Here is a 17,074-nt window from a genome sequence, read left to right on the forward strand (position 1 = left end):
TCTCCTGAATCCCGTTCCGTCAGGCCGGTTCGCGGCCCAGCGACCTCGCCTGCCGGAAGCACTCGTACAGCCCATCGAAGACATGCCCGGTAACGGTCACGGTCGCTGGTTACGCTGCGGTCATGCGGACACCGGCGAAGACTGATCTGACGGGGCGGGCCAGGCTGCGCGAGACGGTCTCGTCCTCCTGGCCAGTGGCGGCTCCTCTCCGCCCTTGCGCCTGCGGGGGAACAGGCCGACACCTCATCGCGTGGCGGTCCGCTCGACGACGTACTGGCCGACAGCGGGCGCCACACAGCGGCCGTTACGGTCTCAATCGCGTTCGGAGCCGTATGACGTTTCATGGCCTGGGCCGGACAGGGCATAGGCGATCACCAGATCTGTGAGAGACAGAGGCTCCACACCCATCAGGTCCTGGCGGGAGGCAGGCTGCTCGCTCAAGACTGAGCGCCGTCGCGGCCGTGGTCGGCGGCATACGCGGCGAACACTTCCGTCGGCGGGCCGCCCGTACGGAGGAAACGCTGGTCGAGGATGTCGGCGAGGTCTTTCAGCGCCCCGGCGAGCAGGGTGCCGGCCAGTCGCACCTCCGGCCGTCCAGCCGCCTCCCCGCGCTGGGCCAGCACGGCGGCGTAACCGATCATGGCCGCCAGCGACGAATGGTCCTCCCCGTCATGGAAGTAGTACGCCTCGGCGTACTGGGTGAAGTCGATGCGGACCCGCACGACTTCAGTGGACAGGCTGTCCAGCAGCAGTGCCCCCGAGGTGCAGTCGATCTGCCGCGTTGCCGGATCCGCGTCGCGCAGCAGAGCCAGTCGGATGGCCAGGACCCTCCTGCGGGTCAGCGCCGGGTAGATCTCCAATACCCAGGAGACGGTGGCCGTCAGGAGGGCGAAACCGACAAGGGCTTCGAGCGGTGAGACCAGACGGAGCCATCCCTCGGCCGGCGCGATGTCGCCCAACCCGAGGGTGGCCACCGTGACGAGCGACAGGTACAGGGCATCGAGCAGCGCCGGCTCCTGCGCCGCCCTGGAACCGGGGGAGAACGTGAATGCCCCCGGCATGTGGGGCCAGTAGACGATCGCCCAGCCAAGGACGACCATGACGGCCCACATGCCCACGACCGTCACCATGGCGAGCGGCCCGACGAGCCCCACTACGCGCCCGGGTGCACGAAAACGCCGGGCAAGTCGCCACAGCGCTGTCATCACGAGGCGGCTCAGACCACCGTGCCGGGTGGGGTGCCACAGCGTATGGAACAGGTCCCGCAAGGTGACCATGACGAGCGCGGCGCCGACAAGCGACACCAACCACTTCATTCGTGTCTCCCTACGGCTTGTCTCATAAGAAGCTGTTGTCTTTCCGCTCTTGAGCGGTGGCGGCCGACGGCGGGTTCCGTTTCGGTATCTGCCGTGGTCATGGCATGAAGACGCGGCGGGCCTCCTGAATAGCTCGTGAATGTCGAATCCACAGCACAAGCAGGCCTCAATGCCGCAGTATCAATCCTTGGGTCCCGCAGCGCAGCACAGCGCGGACATGACCGGGTTACGGTTGGCGGCAACGGACGGGAGGTCTCATGGCCGAGGTGAAGATCGCCACCCCCAGGGGAGCGATGCCGGCCTACGTGGCCACTCCAGCCGGACAGGGGCCTTGGCCGGGGGTGGTGGTGCTGCACGACTTCGGGGGGATGAGTCAAGACACGCGCAACCAGGCCGACTGGCTGGCCGACGAGGGCTACCTGGCCGCCGCTCCGGACCAATACTGGTGGGGCGGCATGCTGCGTTGCCTGCGCACCATCGTCCGCGAACTGGACACCCGGCAGGGACGCACCTTCGACGACATCGAAGCCGCTCGTGCCTGGCTGGCCAACCACGACTGGTGCACCGGCAGAATCGGGGTGATCGGCTACTGCATGGGCGGTGGGTATGCCCTGGCACTGGCCCCCGGCCGAGGGTTTGCTGCCTCCAGCAGCAACTATGGCGGCTGTCCGAAGGACGCCGAGCGGCTGCTGGCGGGGGCCTGTCCGGTCGTAGCCAGCTATGGCGGCAAGGACCGCTCGCCGATGGGACGCCGCGCCGCCGGTCAACTGGAGCAGGCTTTGACCGCCAACGGGGTGGAACACGACGTCAAGGTCTATCCCGATGCCGGCCATGGGTTTCTCAACAACCACCCGCCCTCCGACATGACAGCGCTGACGGTGGTGCTGAGCAAGATCTCTGGGACCCGCTACCACGAGCCCTCCGCCCAAGATGCCCGCCGCCGCATCGTCGCCTTCTTCAATGCGCACCTGAAGACGTAAGTAGCTTTTGTTTTTCGACCTTGAGTGGTGGCAGTCGAACGCGGGTTCCCGGTCGGGCGATCTGGTCGTGGCAAGGCATGAAGACGGGGCTTCCTGAACAGCTCGTGGGTGTCGAATCCAGAGCACCAGGAGGCACCGGTGCCGCATTCTTCCGTGTCGATGGCAAGGTAATCCGACTCGGCCGCTCCAACGTGTGATTGCCTCGCGCACCTGTACGGCAACGCGGCCGACCGGCCCGAACTGCGCCGGTACCCGACGGACATGACGGACGCGGAGTGGGCTGAGGTCCGGCCGCTGCTGCCGACACCGGGCTGGCCGGTAGGCGTCCCAGTCCAGCTCGGCCGGATCGTCCTTCTGCCGCGCCCTCCCGCCTGGCGCCACGACCTCGGTTCGGGCGGAACCGCTCGGGATCGCGGGGGCCCCTCGCGTGCGGTTTCCATCACGGACTCCAATGAGTTCGGCGGCCGTCCCGTCGGCGCACCACCGCCGTTCGGCGGCGCCCCCGTCCGGGGCAGGGGAGGGGGCCGTTCGGTGCCTCCTCACACCGGGACCGTGATGACGGGGCAGTGGGCGTGGTGCAGTACTCCCTGGCTCACCGAGCCCAGCAGCATGCCCGTGAACCCGCCGTGCCCGCGGGTTCCCACGACCAGGCCGAGGGCGTGTTCGGATGCTTCTGTCAGGACCCGCACGGGGTGGCCAAGGACGACTTCGTGGTGCAGCTCGACTTCCGGGTGCGTCGCGGTGCGGCCCGCGACCGTCTCGGACAGCACGCGGCGGCATTCCCGCACCGCCGTGTCCTCGTCGCGGACACCCAGGAGCGGCGGATGCCACACGTACAGAGCCCTGAGGACTGCTCCGCGCAGGGCGGCCTCATCGAACGCCCAGTCCACCGCCGCGGCGGCATGCGGGCTGCCATCGACGCCGACGACGAAGTACGCGGGCTCCTGGGTGATGTGCTCCGGCTCCGGAACGGCGACGACCGGGCAGGGAGCGTGTGCGGAGAGCGGGAGCGCCACGGAGGCGGAGGTGAACATTTCGCGCCGGGTGCTCAGATGCCAGGAGCCCACCACGACCAGGGAGGCGTCCCGTGCCTCCTCGCGCAGAACCCACGCCGGCTCTCCTTCCGCCAGCACCGTCGAGACCTCCACCGTTGGCCGCCGGGACTCGACGAAGGCGACCGCCTCCTTGAGGGACTCGGTACCCGCTTCGTGCAGCGTGCGGTTCCACTCCTCCCAGGAGGGCCGTGCCTCACCCGTGCGGTATCCACCTGTCGGCACACCTTGGGCGTGCACGAGCCGAACCGGCAGGCCACGGCGATCCGCCTCGTCGACGGCCCAGGCGAGTGCCAGCCGCTTCGAGGGGTCGGGGTCGACCCCCACGACGATCGCCCGACGCCCGTCCGCACTGCTCATGGCACCTCCAGGAGATTGCCGTCGCCGCCGTCCTCTCACGGTCCTTCCAGCGTGACCCCAGCCGTCGGGAGCCGCCACGTCACCGCTCCGCGAGCGCTCGGTCTGGCGGTGCCTGGCTGTGCGGCCCCCGGCTGGCTGGCGCCGACTACGTAATGTGCGGCCGGTTGATGCGGGGTGTTGTGGCCTGCTGGAGCCTAGGAAGGTCGGCAACCGGGGCCCCGGGGGCGTTCGACAGCTTGCTGCTCGGTTCCACCGGCCGTGTATGGCCGCGCACGCCAGCTGCCTGCCCGCTGCCGGTGGTGCGGGGCCGACCCGAACGGCGTGCGCCCACGATCTCGACCAGCGGATCGACCTGGCTGGGGTCCGTCATTGAGGAGCACGGCAGCCATCAGTTGCATCAAGCGCTTCCCCGCAGCAGGGGCTCGTTGCTGCGGGGTGAGGCGGGTCCCTCGGGCCCGTACCCGAGGCGGATCACCATCTGCGCGTGAGAGGGGCGGGCATCCGCCGATGGAGCCAGTTGTTCGCGCAGGTCAGGCCATTCCAGTCCCTGGTGCAGCAGTGACGCCCGAACTCCGTGAGCGGTGGCGATGAGCAGGACCCGTTCGAGGGCTTGGCCCGTGCGGAGCCAGTCGGTCCGGCGATCGTGCGCCGTGGACAGCACTGCGATCGTCGGGTGCCTCTCGAAGGTTCGGGCTGTGAGCACCTCCGCGTGGCGGTGGGCACCGAAGTCCCGCATCGGGATGCGGTCCCGGTAGTCCTGAGGTCCGAGCACCTCGGGTGGCATGCCCAGGCCAGTGCCGTCTGCTTCTGCCACCCAGCGGCGGCTATCCGTGGCCCGCTCCGCATCGGTGGTGTTGCGGTGCTCTGCCTCCCTGGTGAGCTGAAGGACGCTGTCGGTCCGGTGGGGGGAGAGGTGGTGCAGGCGGGCCCCTTCCGCGTGCGCGGCTTCGGTGAGTTCGGTGATCACAGCGATGGGTAGCGGCTGTTCCGAGAAGGGGAATCGGCTGCTGTGGCGACGCCAGATCACGTCGTACAGCGAGGTGCACGAGGAAGTCCTGGGCGTACCGCCGAGACGTACGGTGGCGAGCAGGTCAGGCTCGGCGGGGCGCGGGAGCAGCCGCGTCACCGGTTCCCAGCCGAAGTGCTCGACCCCTATCCGCAGGTTCAATAGGGCGCAGCCAACGGACACGTGCAGGGCCCGTCCGGTCGGGTCGATGTGGCGCAGGCCGCGTTGCGTCGCCGCGCGGATCTCCAGCGTGAGCGTGTCCGGGTCGAGGCGGAAGCGCCAGGGCTGGGTGTTGTGGATCGACGGTGCGGCCACGGCTGCGGAGACCAGCGTCTCCAGGGTCGTCGCGTCGAGGACGGTGGTACGCATCGGGGGCTCCTCCCCGCCCTGCGCCATGGGAGGCATCGGGGCTTCTCGGTGACCGAACCAGCGTGGAGTCCCGTACGCCGGGAGGAGCAGGGGCCGTCCGGCCCTGGATAGGTCCTGGTCGTCCCCCGTCGGAGTTCACTTTCCGGGGCGGTCGCCGGCGTCCGGCTGCTCCAGGTGCGAGGCCAGGACCGCGGCCTGGACGCGGCGCTGGACACCGAGTTTGGCCAGGAGCCGGGAGATGTGGTTCTTGACGGTCTTCTCCGACAGGTAGAGCTTCTTGCCGATCTCGCGGTTGGTCAGGCCGTCGCCGATCAGGGCCAGGATGTCCCGCTCGCGGGGGGACAGGCTCGCAAGCTCGGGGGCCATGGCGGGTGTCTCGGCGGGGTCGGCGCGCAGCGAGCGCATCAGGCGGGCCGTGGTCGCGGGGTCGAGCATCGACTGGCCCGAGGCGACCGTGCGCACGGCCGAGACCAGGTCGGTGCCCCTGATCTGCTTGAGGACGTAGCCCGAGGCGCCGGCCATGATGGCGTCCAGCAGTGCGTCCTCGTCGTCGAACGAGGTCAGCATGAGACAGGCCAGCTCCGGCATCTGGTTTCGCAGCTCCCGGCAGACCGTGATGCCGTCTCCGTCCGGGAGCCGAACGTCGAGCACGGCGACGTCCGGGCGCAGCGCCAGGCCGCGGACGAGGGCGTGCTCGACCGTGCCCGCGTCGCCGACCACCGAGATGTCCGGTTCGGCGTCGAGCAGGTCGGTGATGCCGCGTCGTACGACCTCATGGTCGTCGAGCAGGAAGACACGGATCGGATCCTGGTCGGTGAAGGTGCGTGTCCCGGTCATGACGACCCCTTGTTTCCCCGGTGGCGGAAGGGCTGCGGGTTTCCGTGAGGCCGATCATTGCCCGCCTGGCCCTGATGCACTAGGGCCGACCGGCCCCGCTCGGCATCGAAATGTGCCTCACCGACCCCATGCTCATCCCCTGACGGCCCCTGCTGCCAGAGGATCGACCGGTGAGACCTTGCATGCGGCACCCAGGCTGGTTCTGCCCATGAGGGGGTGTGACCGATGCGGAAGGCACAGCGCACGAAGGTCCGGTGGTGGCGTTGGCGGCGTAATCCGCTGCGGCGGCACAGCGACGTGGTCGAGGCGAGGATCATTCTGGGTACCTGGGCCGCAGCGGTCGTCGGCGGAGCGGCTGTCGGCGCGGTTGTTGCGCAGGCTGTGGACGGAGCGATCCAGCACGACCATGCGGAGCGAAGGCTGGTGACCGCCGTGATGGTGGGCGATGCGCCGAGCGCGACGCAGGACGTGGCCACCGGAGTGACATACGACCATGTGACGGCCGAGGTGCGCTGGACCGACACCGGCGGCACCGTACGAACCAGCGAGACGAGTGTGAACGCCGGGACCGCGGCCGGTTCGGCGGTGACGGTGTGGACCGACGGCCGGGGCCACCTGGTGTCCGGGCCGATCAGCTCTGCGGAGGCAGCGGCACGTGTCGGGCTGGCCGGCGCTGGGGCGGGCCTCGTCGACGGGCTGCTGATCCTGGCGGCCGGGCGGATGGTGCGTCTGCGGATCGAACGGCAGGCCACGGACCAATGGGCCGTCGAATGGGATCGGATGGGGCCTCAGTGGGGACGCAGGACCAGCTAGTGATTCCGCGCTGGCAGTCCAGAGCTTGTCAGTCGGCAGAAGAGCCGGGCTGCTGACACCCGCCACCTGATCGAGAAACCGGTTCGCTCCCCGAGGGCTGCCGCCTACTGTGTGACGGCAGGGTCGGGGAGGGCGGATGGGCAGGGCGTCGGCGGGGAAGCGCAAGGCACGCGAGACCGGGCAAACACGGGACCACACCGTCCCGCAGATGTATCTGCGCCAGTTCGCCGAGCATCGAAGCCGCAGGCACCACGAACTCACGGTGCGTCGCATCGGCAACGTCGACGAGCCGTTTCCCGCGATGCCGAACAACGTTTTCGCCGTACGCGGCTACTACTGGGGGACGACACCGGACGGCGTGCCGCACCATGGCGTGGAGGACCTGTTCACGCAGCTCGAAGGCGCCGCCGCCACCGTGATGAAGACAGTGCTCGACGACCCTGACGGAGCCCTCACCGGCCGATGGCCTCTCGACACCGAGGAACGCCTCCACCTCGCCTGGTGGATGGCCGCCCAGATCCTGCGTACCACCAGACAACGCAAGCGACTTGCGCATGCCGACCGGGAGGCCAAACGTCTGGATGTGCCCGCAGAAGTCGCCGCGATCGCCTCGAACAACCCACACCTGCGGTACATCGTCGAGCACCTGGCTTCCCTCGCTTTCACCCTCTTCGCGAGGCCATGGGGGCTGGCATTCACATCGATGTGCCTGCTGACCAGCGACGTGCCCGTAGTGCTCTTCAACGCTCCGGACGCGGAGGACCAGCAGGCCGCCGCGGCGGCCTGTGACATCCTGCTCCCGCTGGATCCTCATCGACTTCTGTTCCTGCCCAGCGCCGCCATGCTGGCTCGCGATCCGCGCAAGCGGACCGACCACCGCCTGGTGATCCCCGGCGGCGTGGGGATTGCGCTCGTCCAAGTCACCTACGACGTGGCCGACGCATTCGTCGCCCACCACCCCCGGCACGATCCCTGGCGCCACTGGCAACCATCGGGTCCGCGTCATCCCTCCCCCTGGAACGGCGACAGCCATTCAGCGCCGATGTACAGCCTGGAGTACGACGTCCTTGCTCCCCATCTGACCGTGGAACGCCGGTGGCTGACCGAACATCCGCCCCCACATACCGCAGATCGTCCGGACACCTGACGGCTGTGGGTATGGCCCTCGCCCAGAGGGCGAGGGCCATACCCACAGACAGTTCTCGAATCGCTAAACGGGAGCGGAACTTCCCGGCTGTGCGGCCTGCGCGTCCGACGAACCGTCCGAATCGCCACGGCCTACCAGCTCGAAGTCCACGTCCACCACGCCCTCCACTGCGCGTACCAGACGGGCAGCCACGGGGATCAAGGACGTGTCCCGGACGCGCCCAGCGAGCTTCACCACGCCGTCGTGCACCTGGACTCGGATCGCCGAGCCCGGCGTGGGGAAGAGGTAGGCCACGACCTCGCGGCGGACCTCCTCCTCGATCTCCTCGTCACCCCGCAGGAACACCTTGAGCAGGTCGGCCCTGCTGACGATGCCCTCCAGCATGCCCAGCTCGTTCACCACCGGGAGCCGCTTGACCCTGGAGTGCGCCATGGTCCGGGCGGCCTGAGCGAGGGTGGCGTCCGGGCGGGTGGTGAGCGCCGGGGAGGTCATCAGTTCTTCCGCGGTGAGCGCGCCGGCCTTCGCCAGGTCGGACAGGCGGCGCAGCTGCGTGATGGGGGTCCCCCCGGTCGAGCGAAGTCGAGACTGGGGGAGGTCGGGGTCGCTGTCGCGGAACTCCTCCTTGGGCAGGAGGTCTGCCTCGGAGACGAGGCCGACCACGCGCCCCTCGCCTTCGAGCACGGGCAGGGCGCTGACTTTCCAGTCCTGCATCAGCCGCACGATCTCCTTGAACGTTGCCTTGCGGCCGATGGCGGCGACCGTGTGGGTCATGACGTCGCTGACGATGTGCGGGGTGCCGTGCATGGTGGCTCCCTCTCGTTGTCGCTTCGGCCCGTACGGCGCGGTCAGACGTGGCTGCCCGCGCCGTACGGGGCATACAGGTCCAGCAATCGCGTCCGGGCGGAGCGCAGCCGGTGGGCCAGTACTCCACCGACCCATTGGGCGATGGCGTTGCCCATGGCCGGGTCCTCCTGGCACATCAGGCGAACGGCCGTGGCGTCGAACTCGTAGGCCCGCACCGGGGTCGTCGCCTCGGCGCCCAGATGCCAGACATGGGGGGTGAACAGCCAGGACCACCCGACGAGCTCGTTGTGGTGGAGCGTCTCGATGATGGCCGCACGGCGACCGGGCACGTGCATGTCGAGTTCGACGGTGCCGGTGCGTACGATCCAGAACCGGTCTGCCTTGCCGCCCTCCTCGAACAGGCGCGCCCCTTGCGGGAAGGAGACCTCGCGGGCGACGCGCATGAGCCGGTGCCGGTGTTCGGCCGGCAGGGCGCGCAGCATGCTGAGCGTGGTGGTGATCATGGCGTGCCTCCCGACGGGATGTAGGAACTGCCATGGCCAGCGTCTGTCCGACGCCGGGCAGCAGGCCATGGGCCACCCGGTCCATCGGCCGGGCCACTCGGCTCCGACAAGGAGACGTGCGGCACCCTGCGGCCACGCCGACTTGGCTGTTCCATGAGGGTGTGAGACGACGACCCGCCCATTGGAGGGGGTGAGCTCTGTGGGTACCTCACTGACACCCGACTTTTGGAAGTTGTTCGGTGTTCTCCTGGTGATCTCGATGGCGGTCACCTTCGTGGTGAGTGCTGCGCTCGACACGCTGGTCGTCCGGCTGCAGCAGCGCCGTCGTCAGCGTCGGCTGACCGACGACCGCACTGGTACGACGCCTTACTGGGCCGACCGGCCACGCCGGACACTGGTCCACCACTGAGGCACACGGACCGACGCGACCCCGTGTCTCCAAGGCGTCGTGTCGGTCTTGCGCGAACCGAGTGGTTTGGAGGCCGCCCGGTTCCTCGAGCGCACCGGCGGACTGGCCGCGACAGGCGCCCCGGATGCGTGCCCTGGGGCCGATCGGCGCATGGCCAGGGCCACACGGTCCCGTCCACGACCCTGGTCGGCACTCGCCCCCGCCGGTACCGCTCACCAGGATCAGAGGTGGAAGGCACATGCGCGCAGGAACGAGCACGAGAGGGGACCGGCGATGACCGCCACCGTGACAGCAGACGACCGGACGGCCGGTGCCTGGCGAGACTTCGCGGGAACCGGCTGGCGTGAGCGCGTCGACGTGCGCGACTTCATCCAGGCCAACTACACGCCGTACGAGAGCGACGCGTCCTTCCTCACCGGCCCCACCGACCGTACGCGGGCCGTCTGGGAGACGGTCAGCGCGCTCTTCCCGGAGGAGCGGAGCCGCGGCGTCTTCGACGTCGACACCGCCACCCCCTCCACGATCACCTCGCATGCCCCCGGCTACATCGATCGCGACCGCGAACTGATCGTTGGCCTGCAGACCGACGCCCCGTTGAAGCGCGCGATCATGCCGAACGGCGGCCTGCGGATGGTGGAGACCGGACTGGAGGCGTACGGATACGCACCCGACCCGTTCGTGACGAGGGTCTTCGGGACCTACCGCAAGACCCACAACGACGGTGTCTTCGATGCCTACACACCCGAGATGCGCGCCGCGCGCAAGGCCGGCATCATCACCGGGCTGCCCGACGCCTACGGCCGTGGCCGGATCATCGGCGACTACCGGCGCGTGGCGCTGTACGGCACGGACCGGCTGATCGAAGCCAAGCGAGCCGAGCGGGCCCTGCTGGACGCCCGGCCCTCCACGTCCGACGTGATCCGGGACCGTGAGGAACTCGCCGAACAGATACGGGCGTTGGGCGAGCTGGCGCGGATGGCGGAAACGTACGGCTGTGACATCTCCCGCCCCGCCACCACCGCCCACGAGGCCGTGCAGTGGCTCTACCTCGGCTATCTCGCCGCCGTGAAAGAGCAGAACGGCGCCGCCATGTCCCTGGGCCGCACGTCGACCTTCCTCGACGTCTACCTCCAGCGCGACCTGACGGCCGGGACCATCGACGAGACCCGGGCCCAGGAACTGATCGACGACTTCGTGATCAAGCTGCGGATCGTACGGTTCCTGCGCACCCCCGAGTACGACGCCCTCTTCTCCGGCGACCCGACCTGGGTGACGGAGTCCATCGGCGGCATGGGCGCCGACGGCCGGACCCTGGTCACCCGCACCTCCTTCCGCTTCCTCCAGACCCTCTACAACCTCGGCCCGGCTCCGGAGCCGAACCTCACCGTGCTGTGGTCCCCACAACTCCCCACCGGCTTCAAGGAGTTCTGCGCCCAGGTCTCGATCGACACCAGTGCCGTCCAGTACGAGTCCGACGAACTGATGCGGCCCCGGACCGGTGACGACACCGCCATCGCCTGCTGTGTCTCGGCGATGGCGGTCGGCAAGCAGATGCAGTTCTTCGGGGCGCGGGTCAACGTGGCCAAGGCGCTGCTGTACGCGGTCAACGGCGGCCGGGATGAGATGACCGGCGACCAGGTCGCACCTGTAGCGCAACCGCTGACCGGCGAGTACCTCGACTACGACGAGCTGTCCGCGGCGTACGACCGCGTCCTGGACTGGCTGGCACAGACGTACGTCGACGCCCTGAACGTCATCCACTACATGCACGACAAGTATGCCTACGAGCGCGTCGAGATGGCCCTGCACGACCACCCCGTGCACCGCTTCATGGCCTGCGGCATCGCCGGCCTGTCGGTCGCCGTGGACAGCCTGTCCGCCGTCAAGTACGCGCGCGTGAAGGTGTTCCGGGACGCCAGCGGCCTCGCCGTCGACTTCCGCACCGAGGGCGACTTCCCGGCGTACGGCAACAACGACGACCGCGCCGACAGCATCGCCGTAGGACTGGTGGAGTCCTTCATGGCGAAGGTGCGTCAGCACCCCACCTACCGGGACGCCGAACACACCCAGTCCGTACTGACGATCACCTCCAACGTCGTCTACGGCAAGCACACCGGCAACACCCCCGACGGCCGCCGCGCCGGAGAGCCCTTCGCCCCCGGGGCCAACCCCATGAACGGCCGCGACCGGCACGGAGCGGCCGCCTCGGCGCTCTCGGTCGCCAAGCTGCCGTACGAACAGGCCCGCGACGGCATCTCGCTGACCACGACCATCACCCCCGAGGGACTGGGGCACCACCCGGTCGAGCGGGCCGGCCACATGGTCGGCATCCTCGACGCCTACACGGCCGCGGGCGGCTTCCACATGAACGTCAACGTCCTGGACCGCGCCACGCTGGAGGACGCCATGGAACATCCGGAGAAGTACCCGGACCTGACCATCCGCGTCTCCGGATACGCCGTCAACTTCGTCCGTCTCACCCGCGAGCAGCAGCTCGACGTGATCAGCCGTACCTTCCACGGAACGCTGTGAGCGCGATGGCGGGGACGATGAACGGCCGGATCCACTCCTGGGACCTGTCCACCGGTGTGGACGGCCCCGGGACCCGGTTCGTCCTCTTCGTTTCCGGCTGTCCGCTGCGCTGTCTGTACTGCGCCAACCCCGACACCTGGCACATGAGGGACGGCAAGGAGACGACCGTGGACGAGGTGATGCAGGAGATCGAGAAGTACCGCGCCTTCATCACCACGGCCGGCGGCGGAGTGACCGTCACGGGCGGCGAGCCGCTGCTCCAGCCCGCCTTCACCGGCGAGATCTTGCGCCTCTGCAAGGACGCGGGGCTGCACACGGCGCTCGACACTTCGGGCTTCCTCGGTGTGCGCGCCTCCGACGAATTTCTCTCCGAGACCGACCTGGTGCTTCTGGACATCAAGTCTTTCGACGTCAACACCTACCGGCGTCTGACGGGTGGTGAGCTCGGTCCTACCCTGAACTTCGCCACGCGTCTCGACCGGCTCGGCGTACCGATGTGGATCAGATACGTCCTGGTACCCGGCTGGACGGACGATCCGGAGTCCGTGGAGGGCCTGGCCAGCTTCGTGGCCGGGCTCGGCACCGTCGACCGCGTGGACGTCCTGCCGTTCCACAAGCTGGGCGCCGCGAAATACGAGGTCCTCGGCCTCCCCTTCCCGCTGCGTGACACCCCGGGCCCGACGCGGGATTCGGTCGAGCGGGTACGGGAGCAGTTCCGCGAGCATGGCTTGAAGACCTACTGAACGGGGGCGAAGCGGTCGATCAGGTAGCGAGCCGCACCGGTCAGGGCCTGCAGACGGAAACGTGCCTCGCCGGCGTCGGAGGTACCCGGGTGAGGTCCGTTGGTGTGTGTGATCTGCCAGAGGCCGCGAACGAAGTGCCCACCGTCCCTCTCGGGCAGCAGGCCCTGGTCGATGAGATACGCGATGGCCTGCCCCCCGTCGCCCTGCTTCGTGGTGGTGAATCCCTGCGCGGTCGCCACGTGAACGACCACGGACTCGAACATGGCTCGCAGCTGCCCGTTCGCCGCCTCGAAACGCTGCTCCACGAGGTTGTCCACGGCCTGGCGGTAACAGTTCTTCGCGACGGTCATCCCGAGCCGGTCGAAGTCGTGCTCCAAAGCCGTGATCTCATCGCTGAGCGACGCGCGCGGCTCGTCAAGGGGCAGGAGACGAACGCCGACCAGGTGCGTTTGCGGCTCGCCCCACGTGCCCTGGGAAGTCGCGTACTCCGCGACAAGATCGAAGCCGTCCGCCCTGAGCGCCTCCCGGAGACGCCAGAACGGTGTTCCGGCACGGATGTCCCCTTGGTCTGAGGGAGCAGTCCGCTCCGCGATCAGCCGCACGAATTCGTACAGCGCCTTGCGGGCCGCCAGGTCGGCGTCGGCAGCCTGCTGCTGTGCGCCACGTACCGTGCGGATCACCAGCTCGGCCTTGCCGTACGACGAGGACGGCATGAAGTCGTCCAGTCCGGCCTTCATGAAGACGATCTCCAGATCGGCCTTGGAGAAGACATCCCTCGCGATATCGGCAGCGCACCCGATGACGGGCGACGAAATCAGTTTCACTCCGGAATCTTCCCAGCCCGACAGACGCTGTGTCGTCTGATTTCACCTTGGGGCCCGGATCGCAGCTTCTATCTGACTCAGCATGGTCTATCCGGTGTTGTCCTTGAGGTCCTGCTTGACCGGGGCCAGGGCGAACACGACGCCACGGCTGGTGAGTTCGCGACGGAGTTCATCGACCGCGTCGAGGGCGGTGATGTCGACCTCGACGTTGGCCTCGGTGTTGAGGACCAACCAGCGCACGGCGTCGGTCTGTTCGTCCACGGCGGCGAGCGCGCGGCGGTGGAAGTCGGCCGCGTCGGCGAAGAACAGAGCGGTAGACCAGCAGGGCAGGGATCGTGCGGGCCTGCAGGTAGTAGTCGAACGTCGTGCATGCCGGCGATGCCGGGCACGACTCCCTCGGCGGCGTCGTGCGGACGGGCGACCCGGGTCAGCAGCTCAGCCATCGACAGGCCGACGCCGACGAGCACGCGATCGGTCTCAGGATCCCAGGCCTGCACCCCAACGGCCCCTGAGGACAGGGCCGTTCAGCCCCCCACCCGCGGACCTTCGGCATCCGGCGGCCACCACCGCGCGAGACGAGGGTGAGGGACGACAGATACCGAACGGACTCACCCTCCCCGAAGGGATCACCGCCATGGCCGTGCACGAGCACCCTCACCGGAGCTCCGGCTTCCACCTGCCGTCGTTCCGCAGGAACGGGACCGCCTCCGCATCCGAGTCCGGCGTGTCGGCACTCAGCGGCACGCACACCGCGCAGGCTTACATCTTCGCGTCCCTGCGCCTGCTCACCGGGTTCGTCTTCCTGTGGGCCTTCCTCGACAAGACCTTCGGCTTCGGCTACGCCACTCAGTCCGGCAAGGGCTGGACCGACGACGGCTCGCCGACCAAGGGCTTCCTCAGCGGTGTCGCCGCCGGACCGATGGAGTCCACGTTCCACTCCTGGGCCGGGGACCCGTGGGCGGACTGGCTGTTCATGCTCGGTCTGCTCGGGATCGGCGTCGCGCTCATCGCCGGTGTGGCGATGCGGTTCGCGGCCGTGGCCGGCACTTTGATGATGGCGCTGATGTGGGTCGCCGAGTGGCCGCCCGCCCAGCACCTCTCCGACGGTTCGCCGAGCATGTCGACGAACCCCTTCGCGGACTACCACCTCATCTACGCGGTCGTCCTGATCGCCCTGGCCGCTGCATCCGCGGGCGACACCTTCGGCCTCGGCTGGGCCTGGGCCAAGCTCCCGCTCGTCCGCCACAGCCGCTGGCTGCGGTGACCCGCGGGAGGCGCGGCGGGCCCCATCAGGGGGGCAGGGTCCGCCGTGCCGAAGGCCGGCCTGGGCCGGTCGGCCTATGGCAGGGACCTGCGGCCCCTGCCATGGGCCTCATCCGAAGACGAAGCTCGAATCGGGATCCCCGATCCAGGAGGTGGAGATCATGACCCGCACCGTCACGGTCGGTCTCGACGGCTCGGCCGAGAGTCGCGCGGCGGCCGAGTGGGCGGCCCGCGAGGCGCAGCTGCTCGGCCTGCCGCTGAAGCTGGTGCACGTCTGGGAGCCGGTGCCGGCGCCCATCGCGCAGGCGCCTCTTCTGGGCGCCGAGACCCAGCAGCACTGGACCGAGCGGATCCCCCGCGAGGCGGCCGAAGGTGTCCGTCTGCGCCACCCCGGCCTCGACGTGCTCACCGAGCAGTTGTCCGGCCGGCCCGCCGAAGAGCTGGCGGGCGCGGCGAAGGACGCCGAGCTGCTGGTGCTGGGCTCCCGCGGGCTGAGCGGGATCGGCGGGTTCATGGTCGGTTCGGTGGGCCTGTCGGCCGTGGCGCATGCCGAGCGGCCGGTCGTCCTGGTGAGGGCCGGCGAACAGGCCGCCGACGAGCACGAGATGGACCCGGTGGGCATCCCGTCCGCCGCCACCCCGTTCCGGCCCGTCGTCCTCGGTCTCGACATCGAGAGCCCCGACGAGGAGCTGATCGCCTTCGCGTTCGCGGCCGCCGTCCGCCGGAGCACGTCCCTGCGGGTGGTCCACGGCTGGAACCCGCCGCCGTACTACGCCTACGGCCTCTCCGTCGATCTGGAACTCCACGGTGAACTGGCCCGGTCCGAGACCACTGCGCTGAGTGAGGTCATGAGTTCGTGGCGGAAGAAGTTCCCTGAGGTCGTGGTCGTCGAGGAGTCCTCCTACGGCAGCCCCGGCAACCACCTCGTCGACGCCTCCCGCGCAGCCTCGCTCGTGGTCGTGGGCCGGAGGATCCGCCGCAGCCCGTTCGGCGCCCACGTCGGCCCCGTCACGCATGCCGTCCTGCACCACTCCACCGCCCCTGTCGCCGTCGTTCCGCACGGCTGACCCGCACTTGAGGAGAAGCAGACATGAAGGCAGCGGTCGTACGAGCCTTCGGCGAACCCCTGGTCATCGAGGACCGGCCCGACCCCGAGCCCGGCCCCGGCCAGGTCCGCGTCCGGGTCGAGGCCTCCGGGCTGTGCCACACCGACATCCACGCCGCCCGGGGCGACTGGCCCGTCAAGCCGACTCCGCCGTTCGTCCCCGGTCACGAGGGCGTCGGCCTGGTCGAGAAGTTCGGCCAGGGTGTCACCCACCTGAGCGTCGGGCAGCGGGTCGCCGTGCCCTGGCTGGGCAAAGCGTGCGGGCGGTGCGAACACTGCCTGTCCGGCTGGGAGACGCTGTGCGAGCAGCAGATCAACACCGGCTACGGCTGTGACGGCGGGTACGCCGAGAAGATGCTGGCCTGGGCCGACTTCGCGCAGCCGGTGCCGCACGGCGTCACGGCCTTCGACGCCGCCCCGCTGACCTGCGCCGGCGTGACGACGTACAAGGCGCTCAAGGTCGCCGGTGTGCGGCCCGCGCAGCTCGTCGCGATCTCCGGCATCGGCGGCCTCGGTCACCTGGCCGTGCAGTACGCGAAGATCGCCGGGGCGCAGGTCGCGGCGATCGACGTCACCGACGAGAAGCTGGAACTCGCCGCCGAGCTCGGCGCGGACCTGGTCATCGACGCCCGCAAGGACAACGTGGGCGAGGTGCTCAAGCGGTACGGCGGCGCGCACGCGGCGATCGCCCTCGCCGTGAACGAGGCCGCTTTCGCGGCGGTCAACTCCGGGCTGCGGCGCGGCGGAAAGCTCGTCATGGTCGCCCTGCCCGCGCACGGCACGATCCAGGTCCCGATCTTCGACACCGTCCTGAACGGCACGAGCGTGATCGGTTCGATCGTCGGCACCCGGCAGGACCTCGCCGAGGTGTTCCAGCTGCACGCGGCCGGCCGCACCCGGGTCATCCACGAGACCCGCCCGCTCGCCTCCGTGAACGAGTCCATCGACGACGTCCTGAGCGGCCAGGTCAAGGCCCGGATCGTCTTCGACCTCGGTGCGGGGCGGTGAGCG

Annotated in this window: 16 protein-coding genes and 1 pseudogene; 9 read left to right on the plus strand and 8 right to left on the minus strand. The window is 69.2% G+C overall.

Features of this window, described 5'->3' with window-relative positions:
- Positions 1-437 precede the first annotated feature (437 nt).
- Complete coding sequence (locus M2157_RS43395; protein ID WP_280867930.1) at positions 438-1,316, minus strand: potassium channel family protein; 879 nt, start codon at positions 1,314-1,316, stop codon at positions 438-440.
- Between the two features lie 257 nt (positions 1,317-1,573).
- Here M2157_RS43395 and M2157_RS43400 point away from each other — a divergent pair, with 257 nt between their 5' ends.
- Positions 1,574-2,296: a dienelactone hydrolase family protein gene (locus M2157_RS43400; protein WP_280867931.1), complete on the plus strand. Its 723-nt coding sequence runs from the start codon at positions 1,574-1,576 to the stop codon at positions 2,294-2,296.
- Between the two features lie 539 nt (positions 2,297-2,835).
- On the opposite strand, the gene M2157_RS43405 is transcribed toward M2157_RS43400, so the two are convergent.
- The 3 genes from M2157_RS43405 to M2157_RS43415 form a co-directional block, all read right to left on the minus strand.
- Entirely contained in the window at positions 2,836-3,708 is an 873-nt protein-coding gene (locus M2157_RS43405) for a universal stress protein (protein ID WP_280855660.1), read from the minus strand.
- Between the two features lie 397 nt (positions 3,709-4,105).
- Positions 4,106-5,083: a nitroreductase family protein gene (locus M2157_RS43410; protein WP_280867932.1), complete on the minus strand. Its 978-nt coding sequence runs from the start codon at positions 5,081-5,083 to the stop codon at positions 4,106-4,108.
- A 135-nt stretch (positions 5,084-5,218) separates the two neighbouring features.
- A complete protein-coding gene (locus tag M2157_RS43415; RefSeq protein WP_280855659.1) occupies positions 5,219-5,920 on the minus strand; it encodes a response regulator transcription factor in 702 nt (233 codons plus the stop codon).
- 225 nt (positions 5,921-6,145) lie between these two features.
- Between M2157_RS43415 and M2157_RS43420 the strand changes: the two genes are divergently transcribed.
- Entirely contained in the window at positions 6,146-6,733 is a 588-nt protein-coding gene (locus M2157_RS43420; RefSeq protein WP_280867933.1) for a hypothetical protein, read from the plus strand.
- A 136-nt stretch (positions 6,734-6,869) separates the two neighbouring features.
- Entirely contained in the window at positions 6,870-7,880 is a 1,011-nt protein-coding gene (locus M2157_RS43425; protein WP_280867934.1) for a DUF4238 domain-containing protein, read from the plus strand.
- A 63-nt stretch (positions 7,881-7,943) separates the two neighbouring features.
- Here the strand turns inward: M2157_RS43425 and M2157_RS43430 are convergent, their stop codons facing one another.
- Positions 7,944-8,684 carry a CBS domain-containing protein gene (locus M2157_RS43430; RefSeq protein ID WP_280867935.1) on the minus strand — a complete coding sequence of 247 codons (741 nt, stop codon included), beginning with the start codon at positions 8,682-8,684 and terminating at the stop codon, positions 7,944-7,946.
- Between the two features lie 41 nt (positions 8,685-8,725).
- Complete coding sequence (locus M2157_RS43435) at positions 8,726-9,187, minus strand: cyclic nucleotide-binding domain-containing protein (RefSeq protein ID WP_280867936.1); 462 nt, start codon at positions 9,185-9,187, stop codon at positions 8,726-8,728.
- Between the two features lie 232 nt (positions 9,188-9,419).
- On the opposite strand from M2157_RS43435, the gene M2157_RS43440 reads away from it, so the two are divergent.
- From M2157_RS43440 to pflA, 3 genes are all read left to right on the plus strand, one after another.
- Positions 9,420-9,596, plus strand: a complete 177-nt coding sequence (locus M2157_RS43440; protein ID WP_280867937.1) for a hypothetical protein — start codon at positions 9,420-9,422, stop codon at positions 9,594-9,596.
- A 273-nt stretch (positions 9,597-9,869) separates the two neighbouring features.
- Positions 9,870-12,128 (plus strand): formate C-acetyltransferase, encoded by a 2,259-nt coding sequence (gene pflB, locus M2157_RS43445; RefSeq protein ID WP_280867938.1) that lies wholly within the window; start codon positions 9,870-9,872, stop codon positions 12,126-12,128.
- 5 nt (positions 12,129-12,133) lie between these two features.
- Positions 12,134-12,871 (plus strand): pyruvate formate-lyase-activating protein, encoded by a 738-nt coding sequence (gene pflA / locus M2157_RS43450; protein ID WP_280868353.1) that lies wholly within the window; start codon positions 12,134-12,136, stop codon positions 12,869-12,871.
- On the opposite strand, the gene M2157_RS43455 is transcribed toward pflA, so the two are convergent.
- Both M2157_RS43455 and M2157_RS43460 read right to left on the minus strand, forming a co-directional pair.
- Positions 12,865-13,695 carry a hypothetical protein gene (locus M2157_RS43455; RefSeq protein ID WP_280867939.1) on the minus strand — a complete coding sequence of 277 codons (831 nt, stop codon included), beginning with the start codon at positions 13,693-13,695 and terminating at the stop codon, positions 12,865-12,867. The two genes, pflA and M2157_RS43455, sit on opposite strands and share 7 nt — an antisense overlap.
- A gap of 99 nt (positions 13,696-13,794) precedes the next feature.
- Positions 13,795-14,162, minus strand: a pseudogene (locus M2157_RS43460) (STAS domain-containing protein); the annotation flags it as partial.
- A gap of 167 nt (positions 14,163-14,329) precedes the next feature.
- On the opposite strand from M2157_RS43460, the gene M2157_RS43465 reads away from it, so the two are divergent.
- The 3 genes from M2157_RS43465 to M2157_RS43475 all read left to right on the plus strand — a co-directional run bounded on the left by M2157_RS43465 (position 14,330) and on the right by M2157_RS43475 (position 17,071).
- The gene (locus M2157_RS43465) at positions 14,330-14,959 is read left to right on the plus strand and encodes a hypothetical protein (protein ID WP_280867940.1); all 630 of its coding nucleotides are present in this window, start codon (positions 14,330-14,332) and stop codon (positions 14,957-14,959) included.
- A gap of 160 nt (positions 14,960-15,119) precedes the next feature.
- Positions 15,120-16,025, plus strand: coding sequence for a universal stress protein (locus tag M2157_RS43470; RefSeq protein ID WP_280867941.1), 906 nt, complete (start codon positions 15,120-15,122; stop codon positions 16,023-16,025).
- 23 nt (positions 16,026-16,048) lie between these two features.
- Positions 16,049-17,071 (plus strand): zinc-dependent alcohol dehydrogenase, encoded by a 1,023-nt coding sequence (locus tag M2157_RS43475; protein ID WP_280867942.1) that lies wholly within the window; start codon positions 16,049-16,051, stop codon positions 17,069-17,071.
- Positions 17,072-17,074 lie beyond the last annotated feature (3 nt).

It is taken from the genome of Streptomyces sp. SAI-127 (assembly GCF_029894425.1).
GTDB lineage: Bacteria > Actinomycetota > Actinomycetes > Streptomycetales > Streptomycetaceae > Streptomyces.

Coding starts and splice junctions, on each gene's coding strand:
- M2157_RS43395 (WP_280867930.1), bottom strand. CDS start 1,316: ATGAAGTGGTTGGTGTCGCTTGTCGGCGCCGCGCTCGTCATGGTCACC.
- M2157_RS43400 (WP_280867931.1), top strand. CDS start 1,574: ATGGCCGAGGTGAAGATCGCCACCCCCAGGGGAGCGATGCCGGCCTAC.
- M2157_RS43405 (WP_280855660.1), bottom strand. CDS start 3,708: ATGAGCAGTGCGGACGGGCGTCGGGCGATCGTCGTGGGGGTCGACCCC.
- M2157_RS43410 (WP_280867932.1), bottom strand. CDS start 5,083: ATGCGTACCACCGTCCTCGACGCGACGACCCTGGAGACGCTGGTCTCC.
- M2157_RS43415 (WP_280855659.1), bottom strand. CDS start 5,920: ATGACCGGGACACGCACCTTCACCGACCAGGATCCGATCCGTGTCTTC.
- M2157_RS43420 (WP_280867933.1), top strand. CDS start 6,146: ATGCGGAAGGCACAGCGCACGAAGGTCCGGTGGTGGCGTTGGCGGCGT.
- M2157_RS43425 (WP_280867934.1), top strand. CDS start 6,870: ATGGGCAGGGCGTCGGCGGGGAAGCGCAAGGCACGCGAGACCGGGCAA.
- M2157_RS43430 (WP_280867935.1), bottom strand. CDS start 8,684: ATGCACGGCACCCCGCACATCGTCAGCGACGTCATGACCCACACGGTC.
- M2157_RS43435 (WP_280867936.1), bottom strand. CDS start 9,187: ATGATCACCACCACGCTCAGCATGCTGCGCGCCCTGCCGGCCGAACAC.
- pflB (WP_280867938.1), top strand. CDS start 9,870: ATGACCGCCACCGTGACAGCAGACGACCGGACGGCCGGTGCCTGGCGA.
- pflA (WP_280868353.1), top strand. CDS start 12,134: ATGGCGGGGACGATGAACGGCCGGATCCACTCCTGGGACCTGTCCACC.
- M2157_RS43465 (WP_280867940.1), top strand. CDS start 14,330: ATGGCCGTGCACGAGCACCCTCACCGGAGCTCCGGCTTCCACCTGCCG.
- M2157_RS43470 (WP_280867941.1), top strand. CDS start 15,120: ATGACCCGCACCGTCACGGTCGGTCTCGACGGCTCGGCCGAGAGTCGC.
- M2157_RS43475 (WP_280867942.1), top strand. CDS start 16,049: ATGAAGGCAGCGGTCGTACGAGCCTTCGGCGAACCCCTGGTCATCGAG.